Source organism: Dyella flava (genome assembly GCF_016904955.1).
GTDB classification, from domain to species: Bacteria; Pseudomonadota; Gammaproteobacteria; order Xanthomonadales; family Rhodanobacteraceae; genus Dyella_B; species Dyella_B flava.
The window spans coordinates 133,394-157,003 of sequence record NZ_JADIKE010000035.1; the positions used below are offsets into that span (position 1 = coordinate 133,394).

Genomic DNA, 23,610 nt, shown 5'->3' on the forward strand with positions numbered 1-23,610 from the left:
GAGCCGCCTTTTTCGCCAGCATGGCTGTGCCGATTACATACGATCCTTGGCAATCTGGATCTTGGCTTTGGCCTTCAGCGCATCGATGTAGCTCTGCGTTTCCACGCCGCCGTAGGCTTGCACCATCTGGCGATAGAGCTGACGGCGATCGTCATCGGTGAACTTGGACAGGTCGGCGTCTTCAACCTTGTCGACGGCGAGTACGGCGTAGGTGCCCTGATCCAGCGAAACATCCGCGTACTGCGACTTGCCATCCGCCGGGTGCGGCGTGACGAACGCCTGATCCAGAATCGGCGGCGGCACACCCTGCTGTACGCGCTGAGCCTGGTTCACCGTCTGCAAATCGGCATGTTCGGCCTGCGCAATGGTCGCCATGTCCTCGCCCTTGTTGAGGCGCTGCACCAGCACATCGGCCTTCTGATGGGCGGCGTCGGCAATGCGTTCGTCCAGAATCTTCTGCACGATCGCGTCATGCACTTCGGCAATCGGCTTCGCCGATGCCGGTACGTGCTTGTCGAGACGCACCACCACTGAATCGGTCTTGCTCAGATCGACCAGGCTGGAGTTGTTGCCGGAGTTGAGTACGTCGTTGGAGAACGCCGCCGCAATCACCTTCGGATTGGCAGCAATGCCTTCCCCGCCATTACGGCCGAACAGCGGTGTTTCCTGGACCTTCAACTGCAGCGCCTGCGCGGCCGGCTCCAGCGAACCAGGATTCTGCGAGGTGAGATCGGTCATCTTGCCGGCAGCGTCGTTGTAGGCGCGATCGTGATCGGCCGCGGTCGCTTCCTTGAGCAACTGATCGCGAACGTCGGCAAAGGACTTGGTCTGACCCGTGCGAACGTCACGCAGGTAGATGATGTGGTAGCCCTCGTCGGACAGCACCGGCTTGGAAATCTGCCCTTTCTGCAGGGCGAACATGGCCGACTCGAATGCGGCGTTGGTCATGCCCTTCTGCAGCCAGCCAAGGTCGCCGCCGGTCAGCTTCGAACCAAGGTCGTCCGAATCCTGCTGCGCCAGCTTGGCGAAGTTTGCCGGCGTAGCCTGGGCGGCAATCTTTTCGGCCTTCGCCAGCGCCGCCTTCTGCTGCTCCGGCGTGGCGTTCTTCGGCACGTTGATCAGGATGTGCGACACCTCGCGCTGTTCCGGCAAACCGAAACGGGAGATTTCATCCTGGTAGCGCTTCTTCAATTCTTCATCGGTGGGCGGCGGCGCCTCCGACTTCAGAGTGTCCGCACTCACTTCGATGTACTTCAGCGACACCTGTTCCGGATTCATGAAATCCGCCTGGTGCGCCTTGTAATAATCCTGCACCTGCGCGTCGGTGACCTGGCTATCCGCAGGAGCCTGGCGCGGCAGTACGAAATAGCGGATGGTCCGGCGCTGCAGCTTGATGTTCAGGTAGCGGTTGATATCCGCATCGGTAACGATGGTGCTGCCGCTGATGGCATCGGGAAGCAGGCTGGTTTCCAGCGACGTACGGATGTTGTTCTGGAACATGTCGGGCGTCATGCCCGCAGCGGCAAGCTGCGCGCGGTACATGTCCGCGTTGAATTGGCCGTCGACCTGGAACGCCGGGTTGGAGGCAATGGCCTCGCGCAGCGCCTGATCGGATACGCGCATGCCAAGGTCTTCATTGGCTTGCAGCAGCAATTGCTGGCCGATCAGCTCGTCCACGATCTGCTGCTTGAATTCTGGCTTGTCGAACACGTTGGGGTCGAACTGATCACCCATCTGCTCACGTTGCTGCTGACGGATGCGGTTTACCGTGTCCTGATACTGCTGCTGGCTGATCTCGCGCTTGCCGACTTTAGCGACGAAGTTTTCAGCTTGTGAACTGAAATAGCCCTCGATGCCGAAGAATGACATCGCAAATACGGCGACCCCCAGTACAACGATGGCTGGCCATCCCTGCATTTTGTCGCGCAATGATTGCAGCATAGATCTTCCCGCGATTGTGTTGGCGCGTTTCCGCGCATCTTTTAAACAACAAGGGCGCCACGGGGGCGCCCTTGCAGACCGTGGCGGAGCGGACGGGACTCGAACCCGCGACCTCCGGCGTGACAGGCCAGCATTCTAACCGACTGAACTACCGCTCCACATACTGGTGGGTGCTGTAGGGATCGAACCTACGACCCTCGCCTTGTAAGGGCGACGCTCTACCGCTGAGCTAAGCACCCGCAACCAAGCGGGCCGCTTAGTTTACGGCGTCCTTGAGGCCCTTGCCAGCCTTGAACGCCGGAATCTTCGAAGCGGCAATCTTGATCTCTTCGTTGGTGCGGGGATTGCGTCCGGTACGGGCAGCGCGCTCACGCACGGTGAAGGTACCGAAGCCGACGACCGACACGTCGTCGCCATTCTTCAGAGCCTTCTGCACGGTCTCGAAGAAAGCTTCGAGAGCGCGGCCTGCGTCGGCCTTGGTCAGTTCGGCATGTTCGGCGACGGCATTGATCAGATCGGTTTTATTCATTGAGTTACTCCCTTAAACAGGTATTCGGCCCGCGGATAGGTTTGGGACGGGACAACGGCAGGAAAGGATCGGACAGATTCTATGGAAGGCGTTGCCACGCGATCCCGCATCTCTGTGCATGCTGGCGCATACCCCAGGATGGCGGTGAGCCTTTATACCAGCGCCCCCCGGGGTCCGCAATACGAGTAATACCAACGTTTTGCAGGGGATTCAGCAGCATGCTCCCAGATACGAGAGCAACCCATGCAACCATTGCTTGACAACAGTGTGGCAAGAAACGAAGCAGGCGGCACGAAAAACGTGCCGCCTGTCGCACTGCATAAAATGTAAGCGCGATTAGTGCGTGCGTGTAGGCGCTTCGGCCGTTTCTTCGTGAGAAGCGGCCTCGCTCGACGCTGCGCCTGCTTCAGCCTCTGCCTTCGCAGGCAGGGGTTGCAGCGGACGCTCAAGTGCAATGTCCAGCACTTCATCAATCCAGCGCACCGGATGGATATCCAGCGAACTGGTGATGTTTTCCGGAATATCAGCCAGGTCCTTGCGATTCTCGTCCGGAATGATCACGGTGGTGATGCCGCCACGATGCGCGGCCAGCAATTTTTCCTTCAGACCACCGATCGGTAGCACGCGGCCACGCAGGGTAATCTCACCGGTCATTGCCACTTCGGAGCGAACCGGCACCTTGGTCAGGGCCGATACCAAGGCCGTGCACATGGCGATACCGGCACTGGGACCATCTTTCGGCGTGGCGCCTTCCGGTACATGGATGTGCAGGTCGAGTTTCTCGTGGAAGTCCGGGTCGATACCGAAGCGGCTGGCGCGCGCCCGCACCACGGACAGTGCCGCCTGAATCGATTCCTTCATCACGTCGCCAAGCTGGCCGGTATGCACCTGACGCCCCTTGCCGGGCACGATCGATGCCTCGATGCTGAGCAGATCACCACCGACCTGGGTCCAGGCCAGACCCGTCACCAGACCCACTTCGTTCTGCTGCTCCTTGCGACCGAAGTCGAAGCGACGCACGCCGAGGTAATGATCCAGATTGTCCGAGGTGACCTGCACCTTGCCCGGTGCTGCCTTGGCTTTTTTCTTGGTTTCCGCAGCCTTCGCTTTCTCGGCGGCCTTCTTGTGCTCGCCCAGTGTCAGCTGCTTCACCACCTTGCGGCAGATCTTGGAAACCTCACGCTCAAGATTGCGCACGCCCGATTCGCGCGTGTAGTAACGCACGATGTCGCGCACCGCTTCTTCATCAACGCTGAGTTCTTCCGGTTTCAGGCCGTTGGCCTTGATCTGCTTCGGCAACAGGTATTTCTGCGCGATGGCAAGCTTTTCGTCCTCGGTATAACCCGGGATACGAATGACTTCCATACGATCCAGCAGCGGCCCCGGAATGTTGAGCGAGTTGGCCGTGGCAATCCACATCACTTCGGAAAGATCGAGATCGACTTCCAGATAGTGATCGTTGAATGTGTGGTTTTGCTCGGGATCGAGCACTTCCAGCAACGCCGACGACGGGTCGCCGCGGAAGTCCATCGACATCTTGTCGATCTCGTCGAGCACGAACAGCGGATTCTTGGTGCCAACCTTGTTCATGTTCTGCACGATGCGGCCCGGCATCGAGCCGATATAGGTACGACGATGGCCGCGGATTTCCGCTTCATCGCGTACGCCCCCCAGGCTCATGCGGACGAACTTGCGATTGGTCGCCTTGGCAATCGACTGGCCAAGCGAGGTCTTGCCCACGCCGGGCGGACCGACCAGGCACAGAATGGGGCCCTTCATGGTGCTGACGCGCTGCTGCACGGCCAGGTACTCAAGGATGCGCTCCTTGACCTTCTCCAGGCCAAAGTGATCGGCATCGAGCACCTCCTGCGCCAGTGCGAGATCCTTGCGCACCTTGCTGCGTTTCTTCCACGGCACGCCGATCAGCCAATCCAGGTAGTTGCGCACCACCGTGGCTTCGGCCGACATCGGGGACATCTGCTTGAGCTTGCCGAATTCCTGGCGCGCCTTGGCCAACACCGGCTTGGGCATGCCAGCGTCGTCGATCTTCTTTTGCAGCTCTTCGATTTCGTTCGGGCCATCCTCGCCCTCACCCAGCTCCTTCTGGATGGCCTTCATCTGCTCGTTGAGGTAGTACTCGCGCTGGCTCTTTTCCATCTGCGATTTCACGCGGCCGCGGATGCGCTTCTCCACCTGCTGCAGATCAATCTCGCCATCGACCAGGCCGATCAGCAATTCCAGACGCTGGCCGACGTCGGCCGTCTCCAGCACTTTCTGCTTTTCGGACATGCGCACTGTGAGATGCGCGGCAATCGAGTCGGCAAGACGCGAAGGGTCATCGATGCCGGACAATGTCGCCAGCACCTCCGGCGGCAACTTGCGGCTCTGCTTGACCAACTGTTCGAACAGCGACACCAGCGTGCGCGATACCACATCCAGCTCGCGCTCTTTGACGCTGTAAACCGGCTCGACGATGCGCGAACGCGCGGTGAGCATGCCGCTGTCATCGTGGTATTCCTCAATCGCCACGCGCGACTGCCCTTCGACCAGCACCTTCACGGTACCGTCAGGCAATTTCAACAATTGCAACACGCCAGCAAGCGTGCCCACTTCGTGAAGATCCTTCACCGCAGGATCGTCGATATCAGGGCTCTTCTGCGCGACCAGGAGGATCTGACGCTCGCCTTCCATCGCACGCTCAAGCGCGCGCATGGATTTGTCACGGCCAACGAACAGCGGAATGACCATGTGTGGATAGACCACGACATCGCGCAGGGGCAGTACCGGCAGCGCGTCCACAAGGACGCCGGTGGCGGCAAGATTGGCAGCACTTTTTGCCATCGCAGGAATTCTCTCGCGAAAAATGAGGCTTACGGCCCCGACACTGCGCCGAGGTCACTGTCTCGTCAAGTGGAGGCTGCGCGGCCCGCCCACAAGTGCAGGCCGCACAACGAAAAACATACGGCCCCGACAGTCGCCTGTCGGGGCCGCAGTGTATCGCTGTTGTAACGCTCAGGCTGCCGCGTCGCCGCTCTCACTGCTGATGCGCGGCTGCTGCTGCAAGTTTCCACGGTAGATCAGGTAGGGCTCGGCCTGCCCTTCGATCACCGCGTCGTCCACCACAACCTTGCTGACGTGCTCCAGCGAGGGCAGCTCGTACATGGTGTCCAGCAGCACCTGCTCGAGGATGGTGCGCAGGCCACGGGCACCCGTCTTGCGCTTGAGCGCCTTGCGTGCAACGGCTTGCAGCGCTTCCGGACGGAATTCGAGCTCTACGCCTTCCATCTCGAACAGCTTGCGGAACTGTTTGGTGACGGCATTGCGCGGCTCGGTGAGGATCTTCACCAGCGCAGGCTCATCGAGTTCATCCAGCGTGGCCACTACGGGCAGACGACCGACGAATTCCGGAATCAGACCGAAACGCACCAAGTCAGCCGGTTCGACTTCGGCCAGCACCTTGCCAAGATTTTCCGTGCGCTCTTTCGAACGCACTTCGGCGGAGAAGCCGATGCCCGTGGTTTCGGAACGCTGCTGGATGACTTTTTCCAAACCAGCGAACGCGCCACCACAGATGAAAAGGATGTTCTTGGTGTCGACCTGCAGGAATTCCTGCTGCGGATGCTTGCGGCCACCCTGCGGCGGCACCGATGCGAGCGTGCCTTCGATCAACTTCAACAGCGCCTGCTGCACACCTTCGCCGGACACGTCGCGGGTGATCGACGGGTTTTCGCTCTTGCGCGAGATCTTGTCGATTTCGTCGATGTAGACGATGCCCGACTGCGCCTTCTCAACGTCGTAGTCGCACTTCTGCAACAGCTTTTGAATAATATTTTCGACGTCCTCGCCCACGTAGCCGGCTTCGGTCAACGTGGTGGCGTCGGCGATCGTGAACGGCACATTGAGCAGGCGTGCCAGCGTTTCGGCCAGCAGTGTCTTGCCCGAGCCGGTCGGACCGATAAGCAGAATGTTGGACTTGCCCAGCTCGATATCGTCGCTGCGCTGGCGAGACTCCATCCGCTTGTAGTGGTTGTAGACCGCAACAGCGAGCGCCTTCTTGGCACGCGTCTGCCCGACCACGTACTGGTCGAGGGTCTCCATGATTTCCTTGGGCTTGGGCAGCTGGCTGCGCCCGGAGGCAGCCTTCTCTTCCAGCTCCTCACGGATGATGTCGTTGCACAGCTCCACGCACTCGTCGCAGATGAACACGGACGGACCCGCGATCAGCTTGCGTACCTCGTGCTGGCTTTTGCCGCAGAAGGAACAGTAGAGAATCTTGCCGCTGTCGTTGGAACGGCCCTGCCGCTCGTCGCTCATTCGATTGATCCTGCTGATAAATCCCAGTTACGGGTCGAGAATAGCACAGGGTCCCGAATCCGCACCCGGACGCGGGACCCATATGTGCCTAAAGCTTAAATCGGCGGAGATCAGGCCGACTTGACCGTTTCGACCGAACGGCGGTCCAGAACGGCGTCGATCAGGCCATATTCCTTGGCGGCCTCGGCGCTCATGAAGCGGTCGCGCTCCATGTCCCGCTCGATCTTCTCCAGGGGCTGGCCGGTATGCTGAACGTAAATGTCGTTCAGGCGGCGGCGCAGGTACAGGATTTCCTGGGCCTGGATCTCGATATCGGTGGCCTGGCCGCGGGCGCCGCCCGACGGCTGGTGGATCATCACCCGCGAGTTGGGCAGGGAGTAGCGCTTGCCCTTGGCGCCCGCCATCAGCAGCAGCGAGGCGGCGCTGCAGGCCTGGCCGATGCACATGGTGCTGACGTCAGGCTTGATGAACTGCATGGTGTCGTAGATCGCCAGGCCGGCGGTCACCACGCCGCCCGGACTGTTGATGTACAGATGGATGTCCTTGTCGGGATTTTCCGACTCCAGGAACAGCATCTGGGCCACCAGCAAATTGGCGACCTGATCGTTTACTTCACCGACCAGGAAGATCACGCGCTCCTTCAGCAGGCGCGAGTAGATGTCATACGAACGTTCGCCGCGAGCCGTCTGCTCGACAACGATCGGCACCAGATTGAGGTTATGGATCGGATCCATGGCCATGCGAGTGACTCTCCGCGTGTGGGGACTGAATAGCGATTCGTACAATCAGGTCAGACTATAGCCGGACCTGATCGAATCGTCTCAGGCACCGACCGGGCGCATCACTTCGTCGAAGCTCAGGTTCTGGGTCGTGGTCTGGGCGTGTTCAGCCACCCACTCTGCCACCTGATCTTCCATCACGCGGTTCTGCAGTCCCGACATGAGTTGGGGATCGCCGTTGTACAGTTCAATGACCTTTTCCGGCTCTTCGTAGGTCGAGGCAATCGCGGCTAGCTGCTCGGCCAGGCGGGAGCGGTCCAGCTTAAGTTCGTTCTTGCGGGCGATTTCGCCCATCAGCAGGCCGGCGATCACGCGCATGCGTGCGGCAGGCATGGCGGCGTCAATGAGCTGGGGCGGCGGCTGCTGGCCACGCGGCACACTGCCGGCGGCAAGATTGCGCGCCTCGGACTGCACCATGAGGTTCGGCACCTCAAGCTCTTTGTTCGCCTCGGCGAGCTTTTCGGCAACCTGAGACTTCAGGCGACCCATCAGCGCAGCCTTCAGCTCACGCTCGAGATTGGCGCGGACCTCCTTGCGGAAGTTCTCCTCATTGCCATCTGCGATGCCGAACAGCTTGATGAATTCCGCATCGATTTCCGGCAGCTTCTGTTCCTGCACCTTCACGATCTTGAAGTTGACCTTGGCGGTCTTGCCAGCCAGCTGGTCGTTGCGGAAATCAGCCGGGAATTCGATATCGGTTTCGAATTCGTCGCCAGCCTTGTGGCCCGTCAGCGCGGCGTCCAGGGCCTTGAACAAGGTGCCCGAGCCGATGATGCTGCCGGCACGCTCCAGGCCTTCCGCCGGGAAGCGGTAGTCGCCCGCAACGGCGGTGTATTCGAACATCACGAAATCGCCCTCGGCCGAGGCACGTTCGACTTCGTCAAAGCTGCGGCGCTGCTGGCGCAGGGTCTCGATCATCTTCCCGATGTCGGCATCGGAAACTTCAGCCACCGGGCGGCTGATTTCGAGCGCAGCAACGTCGATTTCCGGGAATTCCGGCATGACTTCAAAGGTCGCGGTGTAGGCGATTTCGCCGTTTTCCGGCTGGCCGGTGGTATCGATGGCCGGATTGGCCACCGGGCGCAGATTTTCCTTCTCGAAGGCTTCGCGCAGCGTGCTGCCGATCAAATCCGAAAGCACCTCGCCACGTACCTGCGCGCCAAAGCGCTGCTGGATCACGTTGGCCGGCACTTTGCCGGGACGGAAGCCCTTCAGGCGTACCGTACGGCTCATCTCGGCGATGCGAGCGCTTACCTGCGTCTCGAACCGCTCCGCGGGAAATTTGACCGTGAGCTTGCGCTCAAGCTTGCCGACGTTTTCAACGGAAAACTGCATGACGTCTCCTGGAATTACCTGTAATGGCCCGTGACGGCGCCGCGGCGGCCCCGGCCGCCCGCAAAATCAAGCTCAAGGTCGGTGGTGCGAAAGAAGGGACTCGAACCCTTACGGGGGTTACCCGCTGGAACCTAAATCCAGTGCGTCTACCAATTCCGCCACTTTCGCATCGGCTGCCAGATTGCAAGCCACGGATTTTCAACGATTTTCGGCCTCTTGCACAAAAATTGTCGAAAAACAGTCAGGCCGCGACCCTAAGTCGATGATTACCTTATGCCAAGCCAGCCATTTTACGGTTGTGCAAGCAGCCAGCACAAGCGCTCGTCTTCTTCATTTTCTGTAGGCCGGAACAAACAAAAAGGACCCGCATCGCTGCGGGTCCTTCAGTAGTTGGTGGGCCGTCAAGGATTCGAACCTTGGACCAATTGATTAAGAGTCAACTGCTCTACCAGCTGAGCTAACGGCCCGGAAAAACTCATTTTTAGACTTGCAAATTGGGGTGGACGATGGGACTCGAACCCACGACAACTGGAATCACAATCCAGTACTCTAACCAACTGAGCTACGCCCACCGTAACCACGAATCTGGCGCGCCCGACAGGAATCGAACCTGCAACCGTCGGCTTAGAAGGCCGATGCTCTATCCGGTTGAGCTACAGGCGCTTGACTGAAGCAGAACACCTGCTGGTCGGGGCAGAGGGATTCGAACCCACGACATCCAGCTCCCAAAGCTGGCGCTCTACCAGGCTGAGCTATACCCCGTTTTCGAAACCCGGTCAGCTTAACGCGAACCTGAGCCTTGAAATGCTACGGGTGACTCTCTGGCCCGTCAATCCGTATCGAACACGCCGGACTTCAATTCTTCTCGTCCGGTTTGCAAGCGATGTTCTGCTTGCAATGCAGTACACGACTTAAACCAACATCGTGCCCTGCGTATATGGCGCGCCCGGAGAGATTCGAACTCCCGACCACCAAGTTCGTAGCCTGGTACTCTATCCAACTGAGCTACGGGCGCATGGGTAAAACCTTTTGCTGACAACCCTTTCCAAGATTTGGAAAGCGCCGAAGCAAGAAGCGGAATTATTCAGGTACTGGCCGCAGCCGTCAATACTCTTTGTGAATTTTTTTGAAATATTCTGTTCACGTACCAGCCTGCTTAGCCCCGCCTGGAACAAGCCTTCGGTTCACTCGATGCTGAGCGTGAAATCGTCTGCATCCATCCACGCCGGAAAGCGCTCGCGATGCGCGCGCAAAGGTGCGGGATCCAGTGACACCGTCACGACCTGCTCCTGCACGCCCAATTCCACCAGCGGCTCGCCGAGCGGATCGATGACTGCACTGTCCCCGGCATAAGGCAAATCGTTGCCGTCGGTGCCGACCCGATTCACGCCAATGACGTAGCCGAGGTTTTCAATCGCACGAGCACGCAGCAAGGTGCGCCAGTGCTGGCGGCGCGGAGCTGGCCAGTTGGCGACAAACAAAGCGAGGTCGTAATCCATGCCGCCGGCCGACAATTCCAGACGACGATTGCGCAGCCACACGGGGAAGCGCAGGTCGTAACAAACCTGCGGCAGGATGCGCCAACCTTTCAGTTCGACGATCAGACGCTCCGAGCCACCGCCATAGCGTGTGTGCTCGCCCGCCATGCGGAACAGATGGCGCTTGTCGTATTGCGCAAAGCTGCCGTCGGGACGCGCCCAGATCAGACGGTTGTAAACCTTGTCGCCTTCACGGATGGCCAGGCTGCCGGTAATCACCGCGTTGACCTCGCCAGCCAAGGCGCACATCCAGGCAACGCCTTCGCCATCCATGCCTTCAGCTGCACTTTGTGTGTCATTGCTGAAGCCAGACAAAAACGTTTCGGGCAATACGACCAGGTCGCTCTGCCCTGCTACGCGCCGCACCAGCGCGCCGTAGTACTCGCGATTGCCTGGAGCGTCGTGCCAACGCGTGGCGCCCTGTACGAGCGAAACATTCAGAGTTTGCATAGACGTTCCGCCGCTGCCTCCATGGTGGCATCGCTCTTGGCGAAGCACAGCCGCACCAAGTGCGTACCCGGCGCCTTGTCGTAGAACGGTGTCAACGGAATGGCCGCCACCCCGCCCTCTTTCACCAGCCACTCGCAGAAAGCGAGATCGTCTTCGTTGCGAATGGCCGAGTAATCCACCAACTGGAAGTAGCCACCCGGCACGTCCAGCAACTTCAAGCGCGACGGCGCCAGCAAACTGCGGAAGCGATCGCGCTTGGCCTGATAGAACGCAGGAAGCTCCATGTAGTGTTCCGGCGTGCTCGCCAGGAATTCCGCAAAGGCCGCTTGCGCTGGATGGAAGGTGCAGAACGTCAGGTATTGATGAACCTTGCGGAATTCGGCCGACAGCTTCGCCGGCGCAACGGCATAGCCCACCTTCCAGCCAGTGCAGTGATAGGTTTTACCGAAGCTGGACACCACGATGCTGCGCGCAGCAAGTTCTGCATGACGCAATACGCTCTGATGCACAGCCCCGTCGTAGACGATGTGCTCGTACACCTCGTCAGACAGCACCACGATCGGTGTATCGCGCACGATGGCCGCCAACTCATCCAGATCCGCTGCCGACAACACGGCACCGGAAGGATTATGCGGACTGTTGATCAGGATCATGCGCGTCTTTGGCGTGATCGCGTCGCGCACGCGCTGCCAGTCGATCGAGAAACTCGGCACCGTCAGCGGAATATGCACGGCGCGCGCACCCTGCAGATCAATCGCCGGCTCGTAGGAGTCGTAAGCCGGATCGAACACTATGACTTCGTCACCGGCACGCACCACCGCGGCAATTGCCGCAAACAGTGCTTCGGTCGCACCCGAGGTGATGGTGACATCACTATCGGGACTAACCTTATGCCCATAAAGCCGCTCGGTCTTCAGCGCGACCTGCTCACGCAATGCCGCCGTACCGATGCCTGGAGCGTATTGATTCAGCCCGTTCGACATGGCGCGATTCAGCGCATCGCGCAATGCCTGTGGCGGTTCGAAATCAGGAAAACCCTGACCCAGATTGACTGCTTTGTGTTGCACGGCCAAGTGGCTCATCACGCTGAAAATGGTCGTGCCTACTTTCGGAAGCTTGGTTTCAATGCTCATGAGCGGCGGTATGGATGTCCAAACGTCAAGACTAACATGGCTCCAGCACGCCGTTACGGTGCCGGCTGACCGGGGAGCGGGAGCGATTCCAGCGGACGCTTCATGCACTCCTCATGCATCTGGCGGGTCGCCTCCGGCAAACGCTCGGCAAGAAAATCCACCAGCGCACGCACACCGGGCAGCATGCCGCGACGGCTAGGGTAGACAAAGTGCATGAGACCTTCTGGCGCACTCCATTCCGGCAGCACCATCTCAAGGTCTCCGGCCCTGACCGCCGGAGCGCAGACAGATTCCGGCAACAGCGCGACACCCAGCCCGGCGCGTGCCGCTTGCAGCAACACCTGGAAGTCGCCGGTAATCAAACGTGCATGCACTTCCACACTGACCCGCTCGCCGCGCGCATCGATAAGTTCCCAGATTTGCGCACCTTCGTGCTCCTGCATCGACAAGGCCGGCAAGCGCGCGAGATCGTCCGGATGTTTAGGATAGCCGTAGGTACTGAGCAAGGAAGGGCTGGCCACCGGCAGCACACGCGCCTGACTGAAACTGCGCACGATCATGTTGGCATCGGTATCGAGCTTGTTGCGCACGCGAATGGCCAGGTCGAAACCTTCGCTGATCAGATCCACGCGGCGATTGCTCGACAGCACCCTTACCTGCACCTTTGGATACTGCGCCATGAATTCGGGCAGGATATGCGCCAGTACCGTCTGGGTAACGGATACCGGGCAGCTCAACCGAACTACCCCGCGCGGTTCGGCCCGCAGCTCCTCGACCGCATCCTGGGCCGCCTGGGCCTCCTCCAGCACGGCCCGGCAATGTCCGTAGAAGCGCTCCCCGACCTCAGTGACGACAAAGCGCCGGGTGGTCCGCTGCAACAGGCGGACTCCCAGCCGGTCTTCCAGTTGGGCAATCCGCTTGCTGAGCCGGGACTTGGGCACGCCCAAGGCGCGTCCGGCTGAGGAAAAGCCCCCGTGCTCGACCACCGCCGCAAAGAAGTACAGGTCGTTCAGGTCCTGCATGGCACCCGGTAAGGCCGTCATCTTCGTTTCCTATTGGGAACGATAAGTTCAGGAACTCCTATCTTATCGTTCGTTTGTTCCAAATCTATCTTACTTCCAACGTCGGACTGCCCGACACGAATCGAGATATGACCATGAAACTGCTGCATCTTGACGCAAGCTCGCTGGGCCAGCATTCCGTGTCGCGCGCACTGACCGCCGCGGTAGTAGCCCAAATCACCCGCGAAAACACCAACGCCACCGTGACCTACCGCGACCTCACCGCCCAGCCGCTGCCGCACTGGACGCCGGTTGTCGACGCCGCGAGCGAGGCTGCCAAGCTTGGTGACGCCGTGATGGAGGAATTCCTGGCTGCTGACGTGGTGGTCATCGGTGCCCCGATGTACAACTTCTCGGTCCCCAGCCAGCTGAAAGCCTGGATCGACCGCATCATGGTCGCAGGCAAGACCTTCAGCTACAGCGAAAAGGGCCCGCAGGGCCTGGTGACCGGCAAGAAGGTGATCGTGGTGTCGTCGCGCGGTGGCGTCTACAGCACCGGCCCGGCTGCCGCGATGGATTTCCAGGAATCCTACCTGCGTACCGTGTTCGGCTTCATCGGTGCAACGGACGTGGAATTCATCCGCGCCGAAGGCGTGAACCTGAGCGCCGAGCACAAGACCAATGCAGTGGCTGCAGCTCACGTCACCATCGGCGCCGTGGCCAGCAAAGTCGCCTGATCAAGCCAAAAGAAACATGTGATGTTTTTAGAGCGCCCTTCACGGGCGCTCTTCTTTTTGGAGTACGCGCGATCAGCGGCCGAAGCGGATCTCACCGCCATCGTGGTCGCGATCCCAGCCGCGCAGCTCATCACGGATATGCGCAATGCGCTGGCGACCGAGCGCGTTGCGCTCCTCGTCCAGCACCTGGCCATCCAGCAGCTCAGCCAGCCGTTGCGCCGTCGGCAACATCGCATCCCACGCATCCAGCGCCGTCACCGGCCCCGGCAGCGCCATGAAGAAACTCAGACCCGGCGTGCGCAGCGCGTCGACACGGGTCAGATCGAAGCTCCCCGGCTTGAGCATGTTGGCAACGCTGAAAATCGGCCCCACTTCGCGCTTGCCGTCAACCAGGCGGTGATAAATGCCCATGTCGCCGTACTCCAGTCCGGCCTTCTCGGCGGCGACAATGAGATCGGCGCCATTGAAGGACTGACCTTCGCGGGCCACCACGAACAAGCTGACGATGCGTTCGACCGGCACTTGCGTCGGGCGCTTGCCCAGATCAGAACGAGGCGGAACCCGTGGTGCCGGTGCAGGCACCGGAGCCGGAGCGGGCACCGGGGCAGCAACCGGTGTTTCATCAAGGTCGATCCGCGCGGATGGGCCAACCGCGGCCGATCTCGGCGGTGATTCCGGCTGCGACACCGGCATGGAGGGCGAGCGCAGCGCCTCGACGATGGATGCAGCATGTCCCGTCGGCTTGGGCATCTGCACCGCGCCGTGACCATGCCGCTCATCGGCCAACGCGGCGCCGAGCTTCTCCAGCTCCTCGCGCAAACCAACATCCAGCTCGCCCTGCTGCGGCGACGGTTCGGAAAACAGCGGATCGCGCCGGTCGTCGCTGATATCCCTGAAAGCGTCGTCTTCGTCCGCCGACCCACCCAGCGTCGGCTCGCGACGCTCCGCGCCCGGCTCGGGCATGGAGCGGCGCTTGCCCTGCTCTTTCTTCGGCTCGCCGAACAGCCACACCAGCACCAGTACGATGATGCCGATGATCATCAACGGAACGCCGACCCACGGATTCCATGCAAAAGCCAACTCGGTTCCAAGCATGATCTGACTCCTCAGGCGGCGCCGGCCAGCTTGGCCGCTTCGGCAAGGTCAACCTGCACGAGACGCGAAACACCCGGCTCGCGCATGGTAACGCCGCAAAGCTGGCTGGCCGCTTCCATGGTGGCCTTGTTGTGGCTGACAAAGATGAACTGCACCTTTTCGCTCATCTCGCGCACCATATTCGAGAAACGCCCCACGTTCGCCTCGTCCAACGGCGCATCCACTTCGTCCAGCAAACAGAACGGCGCCGGATTCAGGGCGAAGATGGCAAATACCAGCGAGACCGCGGTAAGCGCCTTTTCGCCACCCGACAGCAGCGTGATGTTGGAGACGCGCTTGCCCGGCGGACGCGCCATGATCGACACGCCCGTGCTGAGCAGGTCGTCGCCGGTAAGCTCCAGATAAGCGTGGCCGCCACCGAACAGGCGCGGGAACAATTCCTGCACACCGGCGTTGACGCGATCAAAGGTTTCCTTGAAACGCTGGCGCGTTTCGCGATCGATCTTCTTGATCGCGTTCTCCAGGGTCTCCATCGCGCTGGTCAGATCGGCGAGCTGATTGTCGAGGTAGGTCTTGCGCTCGCTCTGTTCGGCGTGCTCCTGGATCGCCGCCAGGTTGACCGGCTCCAGGCGTGCGATCTTCTGCGCCAGGTCGGCCAGTTGCTGACGCCACTGCGTGGCATCCACATTTTCTGCCAACTCGGCCAGCAAGGTTTCCAGATCCAGGCCGGAAGCGGCAATCGCCTCAGCCAGCTGATCGGCGCGCATCTGCAGCGCCTGCGCGGCGAGCTTCTGCTCGGAGACCTTTTCGCGCAGACCGGAGAGTTCCTGCTCCAGATTGTGGCGCTGCTGTTCCAGCTTGCGGAATTCGATATCGCAGTCTTCCAGCGTGCGGCGGGCATCGACCAGCTGACGATCGACCAGCAGGCGCTGGTCCAGATAGGTCTGACGTTCGGCTTCCAGCTCGGCAATCGGATCAGAGCCGGCTTCAAGCTGTTCGGCGATTTCGGTACGGCGTGCCTCAATCACCCGGATCTGGCTGTCCATGCGCGCCAGCGCCTGCTCCAGCGAGCTCAATGACGAACGCTTGGACTCCAGGCTCAAGGCCAGCGCGTGCGCCTGATCAGCCGCCTCGCGGGCATTCATGCGCGCTTCTTCGCGTGCTTCCAGCAAGGCGCGGCGTTCGTTCTCAAGCTCGCGACGCTGGTCTTCCAGATCGCCCATGTTGTTGACCGATTCGTCCAGGCGTGCGCGCGCATCGCGCGTCTGCACCTGTAACTCGTCCATCTGCTCGAGCAGGACCGAAATTTCACCAGCCACCTTCTCGGCGCGGGCACGCGCGGTTTCCACTTTGCCGCGATGGCTTTGCAACTGGCCGGCCAGTTCGGACTGACGGCGGTGCGCGTTGTACAGCTCGCGCTGCGCATCGTCGCGGGCGCGCTCGGCCTCAAACTTGCTGGTGCGCAAGGTATCGAGCCGCGCGGTAGCTTCTTCGATCTGTGCTTCCAGCGATTCGGTCTGCTCGGTCAGCACGCGAATCTCGCGCTCACGCGCCAGCACGCCGACCTGATTACCCTGGGCACGACGCACACGCGCCCAACCCGGCCCAAGCCACTCGCCAGTGCGGGTAATCACCGACTGATACGGCGCCAGAGCGGAAAGCTCAGCTACGCGGCGATGTGCTTCGTCAATCGTTTCCGCGATCAGGACATGACCAAGAATCGTGATCGCCCCGGCCGGCCCGCGCACATGCGCGGCCAAGGTGCCAGCCGTCGCGGCGCCACCTTCGGTCGCATCCAGCAAGGCAACGTCGGCATCTTTCAGGCCGGGGAACTCGCGGGCCAGATCGTGGGCGCCGTCAACCAGCACGCTGTCGATAAAACCCGAGAGCACGGTTTCGACCGCGGTTTCCCAACCGGCTTCGACCTGCAGCACCTCACCAAGCCGGCGCTTCTTATCCAGGCCAAACTGCGACAACCACGTGCTGGCTGCGCTTTCTTCCTGGCCCAGCGCAGCATTCTGCAAGGCTTCCAGCGAGGCGAGACGGCCGCGAGCCGTCTGCAACTGCTGGCGCGCTTCGTTCAGCACGCTCTGCACCTGCCGCTCGTCGTCCAGCACTTTTTCATGGTTGAGCTTGTACTGATCGAGCAAGCCGCCCAGTGACTCAAGACGCTCGCGCTGGGTGTCATGCTCGTTGTGCAACTGCTCGGCAGCAGCATCGAGGGCCGCGACGTCGGTGGCCTTTTGCTCGTTTTCCAGGGCTTCCTTGCGTTTGCCCAGATCCATCGACTGGCGATCGAGATAGGCCAGCTTGGTGCGCTCGACTTCGGCCGCGCGGCTCGCTTCGCCCGCCGTGCGGGTATAGGTATCCCAACGCTGCTGCCAATCGGCCAGCTTGGTTTCGGTTTCGCGCTGCGCGTCGGCGGTTTCGTCCTGCATCAGCTGCAGGGCTTCCAGCCTTGGCTCGCCTTCGGACAAGGCCAGGCGCAAGGTCTCGACTTGCTCGCGATCGGTCGCGATGTGCGTGGCAAGTTCGCCATGCTCACGCTCGGTGTCCGCCTGCGCGCGCTGCAGACGATCCGCGGTTTCGCGGTTATAGCGAACCTGCTGTTCGACGCGGGCGATCTCCGCCCCAACCTTGTACACCTCGGCCTGCACGGTGTTCAGATGCTCGCTGGCTTCGGCATGACGTTCGCGCGCGCTTTCGATCTGCGACTCGATCTGACGCTGCGTAGCCAGGCGTTTTTCGATCTCGATTTCCGCGGCGGAAAGTCCCTGCCCCTGCCCTTCGTGCTGGCTCTTGAGCCCACGATATTCCAGGGCGCGCAGTTCAGCTTCCTTGCGCGTCTGCTCTTCTTTGTAGGCTTTCCAGCGCTCGGCGGCGCGTGCCTGGCGGTTGAGGTGTTCAAGCTGCTTGTCCACCTCGTCGCGCACGTCACGCACGCGATCAAGGTTTTCGCGCGTGGCCTTGATGCGGCTCTCGGTTTCCTTGCGGCGCTCCTTGTACTTGGAGATGCCGGCCGCTTCTTCCAGATGCGTGCGCAGCTCTTCCGGATGCGCTTCGATGATCTGGCTGATCATGCCCTGCTCGATGATCGAGTAGCTGCGCGGGCCCAGACCGGTCCCCAGGAACAGATCAGTGATATCGCGACGGCGGCAGCGCGCACCGTTGAGAAAATACGATGACTGCCCGTCACGCGTCACCTGGCGCTTCACCGAGATTTCGGCGTACTGCGCGTATTCGCCCTGAATGGTGCCGTCCGCGTTATCGAAAATCAGCTCGACCGTCGCCTGCCCCACCGGCTTGCGCGCATTGGAGCCGGAGAAGATCACGTCGGTGATCGAATCGCCGCGCAAGCGGCTGGCTGCGCTCTCGCCCATCACCCAGCGAATGGCGTCGATGATGTTGGACTTGCCGCAACCGTTGGGCCCCACCACACCAGTCATGTTGGTGGGCAGGTGCAAGGTGGTCGGATCGACGAAGGATTTGAATCCCGCGAGTTTGATCGTGGTTAGGCGCATGCAGAGTCAGCAGCTCGGAAAGTGGTGGTCCGCCCCGGCGGACGACGGGTCACTGTGCCAAACACGTGACAGCATCGCAATGCGTTCGAAGCGTTGAGCGACCTGAAGAGGGTGATCCAACCGATTGATTCGGCTCAATCTGGCGCTTTGGCGTCGATAGAAAGGGCATGAATGCCGCTATCCATCAGCTCGCCTAGTGCAGCATAGATCATCCGATGCCGCTTGATCGGCAAGGCGCCGGCGAATTCGGGGCTGACGATGCGCACGTGGAAATGCCCTTTCCCTTCATTGGCATGACCGGCGTGTTTGTAGCCCTCGTCGAGAACGTCGAGCTCGGAGGGATGAAGCGCCGCATCAAGGCGGCGACGAATCTCTTCCACCATCGCGGCGGTCATGCCGGCAACGCCTTGAGGAAAGGCTTTACGTTGACGCTGGCATAGACGTTTGCGTCGACATAGGGGTCGACCCTCGCCCATTGCTCGGCCTCAGCCAGCGAGGTGAACTCGGCGATGATCAGGCTGCCCGTGAAACCAGCCGGCCCCGGCTGTTGCGCGTCGATGGCCGGAAACGGGCCTGCCAACAGAAGGCGGCCTTCCTGCTGCAGCTTTTCCAGTCGCGCCAGATGTGCGCCGCGCGCGGCCAACCGGCGCTCCAGTGAATCAGGATGGTCCGTGCCGGTAATGGCATACCACATGTGTCGTACTCCCTCGATTGATCGGCGATTTTATCCGACCGCGTCATGGAACACCCGATACTTCTTGAAGTCAGGTCGCGAGAGCCCCATCGGCAGTTCACCAATCTGACCGGGGAGTGCCGGCCACGTGGTCGACGTTTGTGGATGGACTAAGCATGCTGTTGGCTCAACTGGCCCATTGGCTTGATGGCAGTTACGGTGCCGCCGTGATCGTCATGGCCATCGTTGTTCGCCTGACCCTGCTGCCGGTAACACTGCACGCGGCCGAACTGGCCTGGCATCGACAGCGCACCTTGGCGCGCTTGAAGCCGGGCTGCAACGGCTGCGCGATCGTCATGCCAAGGATCCGACTGCCTACGCAACGCCATTGCAGGCGCTCTATCGCAAGCACCAGATAACCAATGGATGGGGAAGCGGCATGCTTACCGCCATCGTGCAGGCACCCCTGGGCACCGGCATCTACGCAGCCATTCGCCAGAGCGTGGCCGGAGCCGGCAGCGTCGGGGTGCTGCAGGCCGCCCTGCCGCGCCATCGGCTAACCCGGAGCGGCCACCCGCATACCCGCCCAGGCGATGAGCCTGGGCCCCATGTGATACCTGTCAGTAGCGATCCCTGACAACGTCCGCTGCCTCGCCGGGCACGTTCCGCGCACGCTTCCCCTACCCCGGACCCGCGCTCATCTGCTCATTCCAGATGCGCCCGAGCGCCACCGGAACGCCACTTCGGCACATCGCAACCACCTAGGCCATCAGTCATGGCGCACGGTCGTTGACAGGTTCGAAGATAGTGTTATAGTTCACTACAACACCGGTCCACGAGATCACCAAGGAGAGCCGTCATGAAAGCACCGAACCCGATCGCCATCACCGCCGCGGTTCTGTTTACCACGGTCAGCCTGGTTGCCTTGAGCCCGAGCACCCCGAAAATCCCGGCCACCGAAATCAATGGCCTGAAGGTCATCAACCTGGCCCCGGTCGAAGTGCGCCCCACCGCCGATGACCAGCGCGCAGCCGCCCTACTGGCTGCCGCCAGCCTGAGCATCGCCAACTCGCCCATCGCGCGTCAGACCGAAAGCAGCGCAAGCCTGCTCGGTGCGCAACTGGCCATGCCCTACTATTCGTTTGGCTCCACCAAGTTCGCCGGCATCAGCAAGGAATAAATCCATGTCCATCACCTGGAACGACAGCGTCCCGATCTATCGCCAACTACGCGAACGCGTCGTGGCGATGATCCTGGACGGCGCCTTGAACGAGGGCGACCCGCTGCCGTCAGTGCGCCAGGTAGCCGCGGATTTCCAGATCAATCCGCTCACCGTGTCCAAGGCGTACCAGGAACTGGTCGATGACCAACTTGTGGAAAAAAGGAGGGGATTGGGCATGTTCGTTACCGATGGAGCCCGTGAGGCACTGCTCAAATCCGAGCGTGAGCGCTTTCTGCGTGAAGAATGGCCGGCGCTGTATGCACGTTTGCAACGCCTGGGCCTGGATCTGAAAACCCTGATGCGCGAAGCGCAGCAGGATACGGAGAGCCAGTCATGAATGCTGTCGTCACTGCCAGCGGTCTGAGCAAGCGCTACAAAAACGCCATTGCGCTGGATAGCGTGAGTTTCGATATCCAGCCCGGCCGCATCGTCGGCCTGATCGGCCCGAACGGCGCCGGCAAGACCACGGCATTGAAAGCGATGCTTGGCCTGACCGATTTCCAGGGTCATCTGAGTGTATTGGGGCTGGATCCGCGCACCCAGCGCGACAAGTTGATGGAACAGGTGTGCTTTATCGCCGACGTCGCCGTGCTGCCACGCTGGATTCGGGTACGCGAGGCCGTGGACTTCGTGGCCAACGTGCATCCGCGCTTCAACCGCGCCAAATGCGAGGCATTCCTGGCCCGGACCAAGCTGACGCCCGACCAGCGCGTGCGCCAGATGTCCAAGGGTATGATCGTGCAGTTGCACCTGGCACTGGTGATGGCGATCGATGCCAAGATCCTGGTGCTCGACGAGCCCACGCTCGGCCTGGATATCCTCTATCGCAAGCAGTTCTATCAAAGTCTGCTGGAAGAATATTTCGACGATAACAAGACGATTATCGTCACCACGCACCAGGTTGAAGAGATCGAGCACATCCTCACCGACCTGATGTTCATCCGCGACGGCAAGATCGTGCTGGACACCGACATGGACGCCGTCGGCCAGCGTTTTGCTGAAGTGATGGTCAACGCCGAGATGGCCGCGACCGCACGTCAGATGCATCCACTGGACGAACGCCAGGTGTTCGGCAAGAGCATCTTCCTGTTCGACGGCGTCGATCACGCACGACTGCGGGCGCTCGGCGAAATCCGCCGTCCCTCGGTCAGCGATCTGTTCGTCGCCACCATGAAGGGGACCTACGCATGAAAACCCTGTACTGGTTGATCAAGCGCGAATTCTGGGAGCACCGCGGTGGCTTTTTCTGGGCACCGGCCATCACGGTTGCGGCCTTCCTTTTGATCGCGATCATGTCGCTCACCGTCGGCGAGGTCATGGGACATCACGCGGGCATGTTCCCGTGGGACGGTCACATCAAAGGCTTCCAGCCAGGCGATATGAGCCTCGAACAGCTTCAGCAAGCTGGAACGGTGCTCGACGCATCCATCTGCTTCAGCGCAATCGTGGTGCTGGCCGTCATGGCGATCGTGGTGTTCTTTTATTGCCTGGGATCGCTCTACGATGACCGCAGGGACCGCAGCATCCTGTTCTGGGAGTCGCTGCCGATCTCGAATTGGAAAACGATCCTTTCGAAGGTGCTCAGCGCCACCGTCGTGGCCCCGGTCATCGCCACTGTCATCGGCGTCCTGTTCGGGCTATTACTGCTCGTGCTGGGGCTGTTTACTGCGATGTTCCATGGATTCAATGCCTGGCACTTTCTGATCGCCGCACATCCGATCCAGGTCACCGTCGAGATCATCGCGCTGATCCCGCTCTACGCACTATGCGCACTTCCTACCATCGGCTGGCTGATGCTCTGCTCTGCTTGGTCGCGCAGCATGCCCTTCCTGTGGGCGCTGGTCATCCCGCTGGCCAGTAACTTGATAGTGTGGTGGCTGGACCTGATCGGGCTTCTGAACCTCAACGCGCGCTGGTATCTGCAACACGTCACAGCACGCCTGCTGTTCGCCCTTCGTCCAGCCAACTGGCTCCAGTTTTCGTCCCAAGTACAGTTCGACCACGTCACGACATTGGACCTGTTGAACCTGATGGGTAACTACTCCGCACTGGCATCACCCGAATTGTGGGCCGGCGTGGCCGCCGGAATCGTCATGCTCGCCGGCGCCATCTGGCTACGCCGCTGGCGCACCGAGACCTGACACGACATCCTTGCCGCCTCGTCAACCATGATCAAAGGGGAATGCATCATGAAGTACCAAGGGATGATTCTGCTGGTTGCGCTATGCGCGGTAGGAAGCGCCTGCGACATGTCTGATACCTCCATGGCCAATGGCGCAATCACATTGAAGAACGACATCGTGACCCTGCATGTCAGCGGCGCGCCGGATGCCGCCATCAATGCCGCCGGCGACCTGCAAGTTGGAGACAAGGTCGTGACGGTCAACGCCGCAGAACGCGGCCTGCTGATGATGTATTACCAAAGCGTCCACGACGTGAATCACACCGGCAGGGAGATGGGCAAGATCGGCACCAAAGTGGGCGCCAAGGCGCTCAAGGACAAAGTGGAAGGCAAGTCGAAAACCGACCAGGATCAGGATGCCGAAGCTGGTGGCCAGCAGTTGCATCAGCTCAGCCGCCAGATCTGCCAGGATCAAGCCAACATCAAGACCGTGCAGGACCAGCTCACCGCGCAGCTGGCGGACTTCAAACCCTACGCAAACATCATCACGCAGGACAGTGTTACGAGCTGCCAGAAAGACGACGACGATGACAAGGATTGAGCCTTCGTCCCCTCGTGCACCCATTCACGCCAGCTAGCAACGGGTCTTCCCATGAAGTACGCAACCGCACTCGGAATGTTGACACTATGCAGTGTGCTGGCCGCATGCGGTAATGATTCGGATCGCCATTCGATCACGCGTGGTACCGACATTCATTTGTCCAGCGGCAGCATCCGCTCCGAGAACGGACAAATCAGCTTGAGCATATCGGAAGCGCCGGATGCGACGATCAGCGCGCAGGGCGAGCTGACAATCAATCAGCAAGCGGTCGCGGTTGATCCGGCCTCACGCGATTTGCTGAAGTCGTATTACCAGAACGCGATAGCAGTGCACGCCGATGGAATGGCCACCGCCAAAGCCGGTGAGGACGTGGGCGAACAAGCCCTGGAAAGCGTGAAGCAAGCCATCAACAGTGGCCATTCCGATCAGATCCAGCAGCAGATCGAAGCCAAGGCCCAGGTATTGAAAGAAACTGCACTGAAGGTGTGCCAGGATCTTGGCAACATCCAGTCTGCTCAGGATCAGTTGGCAACGCAGCTTCCGGCCTTCAAGCCCTACGGTCACATGGTGACCGCTGACGACGTCAGCGACTGCAGGAACGACATCCACGTTCGATGAT

The 23,610-nt window shown here is 60.7% G+C and carries 21 protein-coding genes and 8 tRNA genes; 7 read left to right on the forward strand and 22 right to left on the reverse strand.

Annotated features, from left to right (window positions below):
- Window positions 1-33: 33 nt before the first annotated feature.
- The 17 genes from ISP19_RS10315 to ISP19_RS10395 all read right to left on the reverse strand — a co-directional run bounded on the left by ISP19_RS10315 (window position 34) and on the right by ISP19_RS10395 (window position 13,062).
- The gene (locus ISP19_RS10315) at window positions 34-1,941 is read right to left on the reverse strand and encodes a SurA N-terminal domain-containing protein (RefSeq protein WP_204681542.1); all 1,908 of its coding nucleotides are present in this window, start codon (window positions 1,939-1,941) and stop codon (window positions 34-36) included.
- A gap of 81 nt (window positions 1,942-2,022) precedes the next feature.
- Window positions 2,023-2,099, reverse strand: a tRNA-Asp gene (locus ISP19_RS10320).
- A gap of 6 nt (window positions 2,100-2,105) precedes the next feature.
- A tRNA-Val gene (locus tag ISP19_RS10325) sits at window positions 2,106-2,180 on the reverse strand.
- Between the two features lie 17 nt (window positions 2,181-2,197).
- The gene (locus ISP19_RS10330) at window positions 2,198-2,470 is read right to left on the reverse strand and encodes an HU family DNA-binding protein (RefSeq protein WP_204681544.1); all 273 of its coding nucleotides are present in this window, start codon (window positions 2,468-2,470) and stop codon (window positions 2,198-2,200) included.
- 336 nt (window positions 2,471-2,806) lie between these two features.
- Window positions 2,807-5,311, reverse strand: a complete 2,505-nt coding sequence (gene lon, locus ISP19_RS10335; protein ID WP_204681546.1) for an endopeptidase La — start codon at window positions 5,309-5,311, stop codon at window positions 2,807-2,809.
- A gap of 171 nt (window positions 5,312-5,482) precedes the next feature.
- A complete protein-coding gene (gene clpX, locus ISP19_RS10340; protein WP_204681549.1) occupies window positions 5,483-6,784 on the reverse strand; it encodes an ATP-dependent Clp protease ATP-binding subunit ClpX in 1,302 nt (433 codons plus the stop codon).
- A gap of 110 nt (window positions 6,785-6,894) precedes the next feature.
- Window positions 6,895-7,524 (reverse strand): ATP-dependent Clp endopeptidase proteolytic subunit ClpP, encoded by a 630-nt coding sequence (gene clpP, locus ISP19_RS10345; RefSeq protein WP_204681551.1) that lies wholly within the window; start codon window positions 7,522-7,524, stop codon window positions 6,895-6,897.
- Window positions 7,525-7,605: 81 nt separating this feature from the next.
- Complete coding sequence (tig, locus tag ISP19_RS10350; RefSeq protein WP_204681553.1) at window positions 7,606-8,898, reverse strand: trigger factor; 1,293 nt, start codon at window positions 8,896-8,898, stop codon at window positions 7,606-7,608.
- Between the two features lie 82 nt (window positions 8,899-8,980).
- Window positions 8,981-9,066, reverse strand: a tRNA-Leu gene (locus ISP19_RS10355).
- Between the two features lie 223 nt (window positions 9,067-9,289).
- Window positions 9,290-9,365 (reverse strand) — tRNA-Lys (locus tag ISP19_RS10360).
- A 28-nt stretch (window positions 9,366-9,393) separates the two neighbouring features.
- A tRNA-His gene (locus ISP19_RS10365) sits at window positions 9,394-9,470 on the reverse strand.
- 14 nt (window positions 9,471-9,484) lie between these two features.
- A tRNA-Arg gene (locus ISP19_RS10370) sits at window positions 9,485-9,561 on the reverse strand.
- Window positions 9,562-9,583: 22 nt separating this feature from the next.
- Window positions 9,584-9,660 (reverse strand) — tRNA-Pro (locus tag ISP19_RS10375).
- Window positions 9,661-9,836: 176 nt separating this feature from the next.
- Window positions 9,837-9,913 (reverse strand) — tRNA-Arg (locus ISP19_RS10380).
- Window positions 9,914-10,082: 169 nt separating this feature from the next.
- Window positions 10,083-10,886, reverse strand: coding sequence for an amidohydrolase (locus tag ISP19_RS10385; protein ID WP_204681555.1), 804 nt, complete (start codon window positions 10,884-10,886; stop codon window positions 10,083-10,085).
- Window positions 10,874-12,019 carry a pyridoxal phosphate-dependent aminotransferase gene (locus ISP19_RS10390; protein ID WP_204681557.1) on the reverse strand — a complete coding sequence of 382 codons (1,146 nt, stop codon included), beginning with the start codon at window positions 12,017-12,019 and terminating at the stop codon, window positions 10,874-10,876. The genes ISP19_RS10385 and ISP19_RS10390 overlap by 13 nt, the downstream gene beginning before the upstream one ends.
- Window positions 12,020-12,072: 53 nt before the next feature.
- Entirely contained in the window at window positions 12,073-13,062 is a 990-nt protein-coding gene (locus tag ISP19_RS10395; RefSeq protein WP_204681559.1) for a LysR substrate-binding domain-containing protein, read from the reverse strand.
- A 113-nt stretch (window positions 13,063-13,175) separates the two neighbouring features.
- On the opposite strand from ISP19_RS10395, the gene ISP19_RS10400 reads away from it, so the two are divergent.
- On the forward strand, window positions 13,176-13,757 hold the full coding sequence (locus ISP19_RS10400; protein ID WP_204681561.1) for an FMN-dependent NADH-azoreductase: 582 nt from the start codon (window positions 13,176-13,178) through the stop codon (window positions 13,755-13,757).
- A gap of 72 nt (window positions 13,758-13,829) precedes the next feature.
- Here ISP19_RS10400 and zipA read toward each other — a convergent pair whose 3' ends face one another.
- The 5 genes from zipA to ISP19_RS10425 all read right to left on the reverse strand — a co-directional run bounded on the left by zipA (window position 13,830) and on the right by ISP19_RS10425 (window position 19,599).
- Window positions 13,830-14,852, reverse strand: a complete 1,023-nt coding sequence (gene zipA / locus ISP19_RS10405; RefSeq protein ID WP_204681563.1) for a cell division protein ZipA — start codon at window positions 14,850-14,852, stop codon at window positions 13,830-13,832.
- A gap of 11 nt (window positions 14,853-14,863) precedes the next feature.
- The gene (smc, locus tag ISP19_RS10410) at window positions 14,864-18,373 is read right to left on the reverse strand and encodes a chromosome segregation protein SMC (RefSeq protein WP_204681571.1); all 3,510 of its coding nucleotides are present in this window, start codon (window positions 18,371-18,373) and stop codon (window positions 14,864-14,866) included.
- A gap of 134 nt (window positions 18,374-18,507) precedes the next feature.
- On the reverse strand, window positions 18,508-18,768 hold the full coding sequence (locus tag ISP19_RS10415) for a BolA family protein (protein ID WP_204681573.1): 261 nt from the start codon (window positions 18,766-18,768) through the stop codon (window positions 18,508-18,510).
- Window positions 18,765-19,067 (reverse strand): YciI family protein, encoded by a 303-nt coding sequence (locus ISP19_RS10420; RefSeq protein ID WP_204681581.1) that lies wholly within the window; start codon window positions 19,065-19,067, stop codon window positions 18,765-18,767. Before ISP19_RS10420 ends, ISP19_RS10415 begins: the two co-directional genes overlap by 4 nt.
- Before the next feature lie 193 nt (window positions 19,068-19,260).
- On the reverse strand, window positions 19,261-19,599 hold the full coding sequence (locus ISP19_RS10425) for a hypothetical protein (protein ID WP_204681583.1): 339 nt from the start codon (window positions 19,597-19,599) through the stop codon (window positions 19,261-19,263).
- 306 nt (window positions 19,600-19,905) lie between these two features.
- On the opposite strand from ISP19_RS10425, the gene ISP19_RS10430 reads away from it, so the two are divergent.
- The 6 genes from ISP19_RS10430 to ISP19_RS10455 are packed head-to-tail and all read left to right on the forward strand — an operon-like array spanning window position 19,906 to window position 23,609.
- Window positions 19,906-20,226: a hypothetical protein gene (locus tag ISP19_RS10430; protein ID WP_204681585.1), complete on the forward strand. Its 321-nt coding sequence runs from the start codon at window positions 19,906-19,908 to the stop codon at window positions 20,224-20,226.
- Window positions 20,227-20,230: 4 nt separating this feature from the next.
- On the forward strand, window positions 20,231-20,605 hold the full coding sequence (locus ISP19_RS10435; RefSeq protein WP_204681587.1) for a GntR family transcriptional regulator: 375 nt from the start codon (window positions 20,231-20,233) through the stop codon (window positions 20,603-20,605).
- Window positions 20,602-21,459: an ABC transporter ATP-binding protein gene (locus ISP19_RS10440; RefSeq protein WP_204681589.1), complete on the forward strand. Its 858-nt coding sequence runs from the start codon at window positions 20,602-20,604 to the stop codon at window positions 21,457-21,459. The genes ISP19_RS10435 and ISP19_RS10440 overlap by 4 nt, the downstream gene beginning before the upstream one ends.
- Window positions 21,456-22,409, forward strand: coding sequence for a hypothetical protein (locus ISP19_RS10445; protein ID WP_204681591.1), 954 nt, complete (start codon window positions 21,456-21,458; stop codon window positions 22,407-22,409). The genes ISP19_RS10440 and ISP19_RS10445 overlap by 4 nt, the downstream gene beginning before the upstream one ends.
- 48 nt (window positions 22,410-22,457) lie before the next feature.
- A complete protein-coding gene (locus ISP19_RS10450; RefSeq protein WP_204681593.1) occupies window positions 22,458-22,991 on the forward strand; it encodes a hypothetical protein in 534 nt (177 codons plus the stop codon).
- A gap of 51 nt (window positions 22,992-23,042) precedes the next feature.
- The gene (locus tag ISP19_RS10455) at window positions 23,043-23,609 is read left to right on the forward strand and encodes a YggN family protein (RefSeq protein WP_204681595.1); all 567 of its coding nucleotides are present in this window, start codon (window positions 23,043-23,045) and stop codon (window positions 23,607-23,609) included.
- Window position 23,610 lies beyond the last annotated feature (1 nt).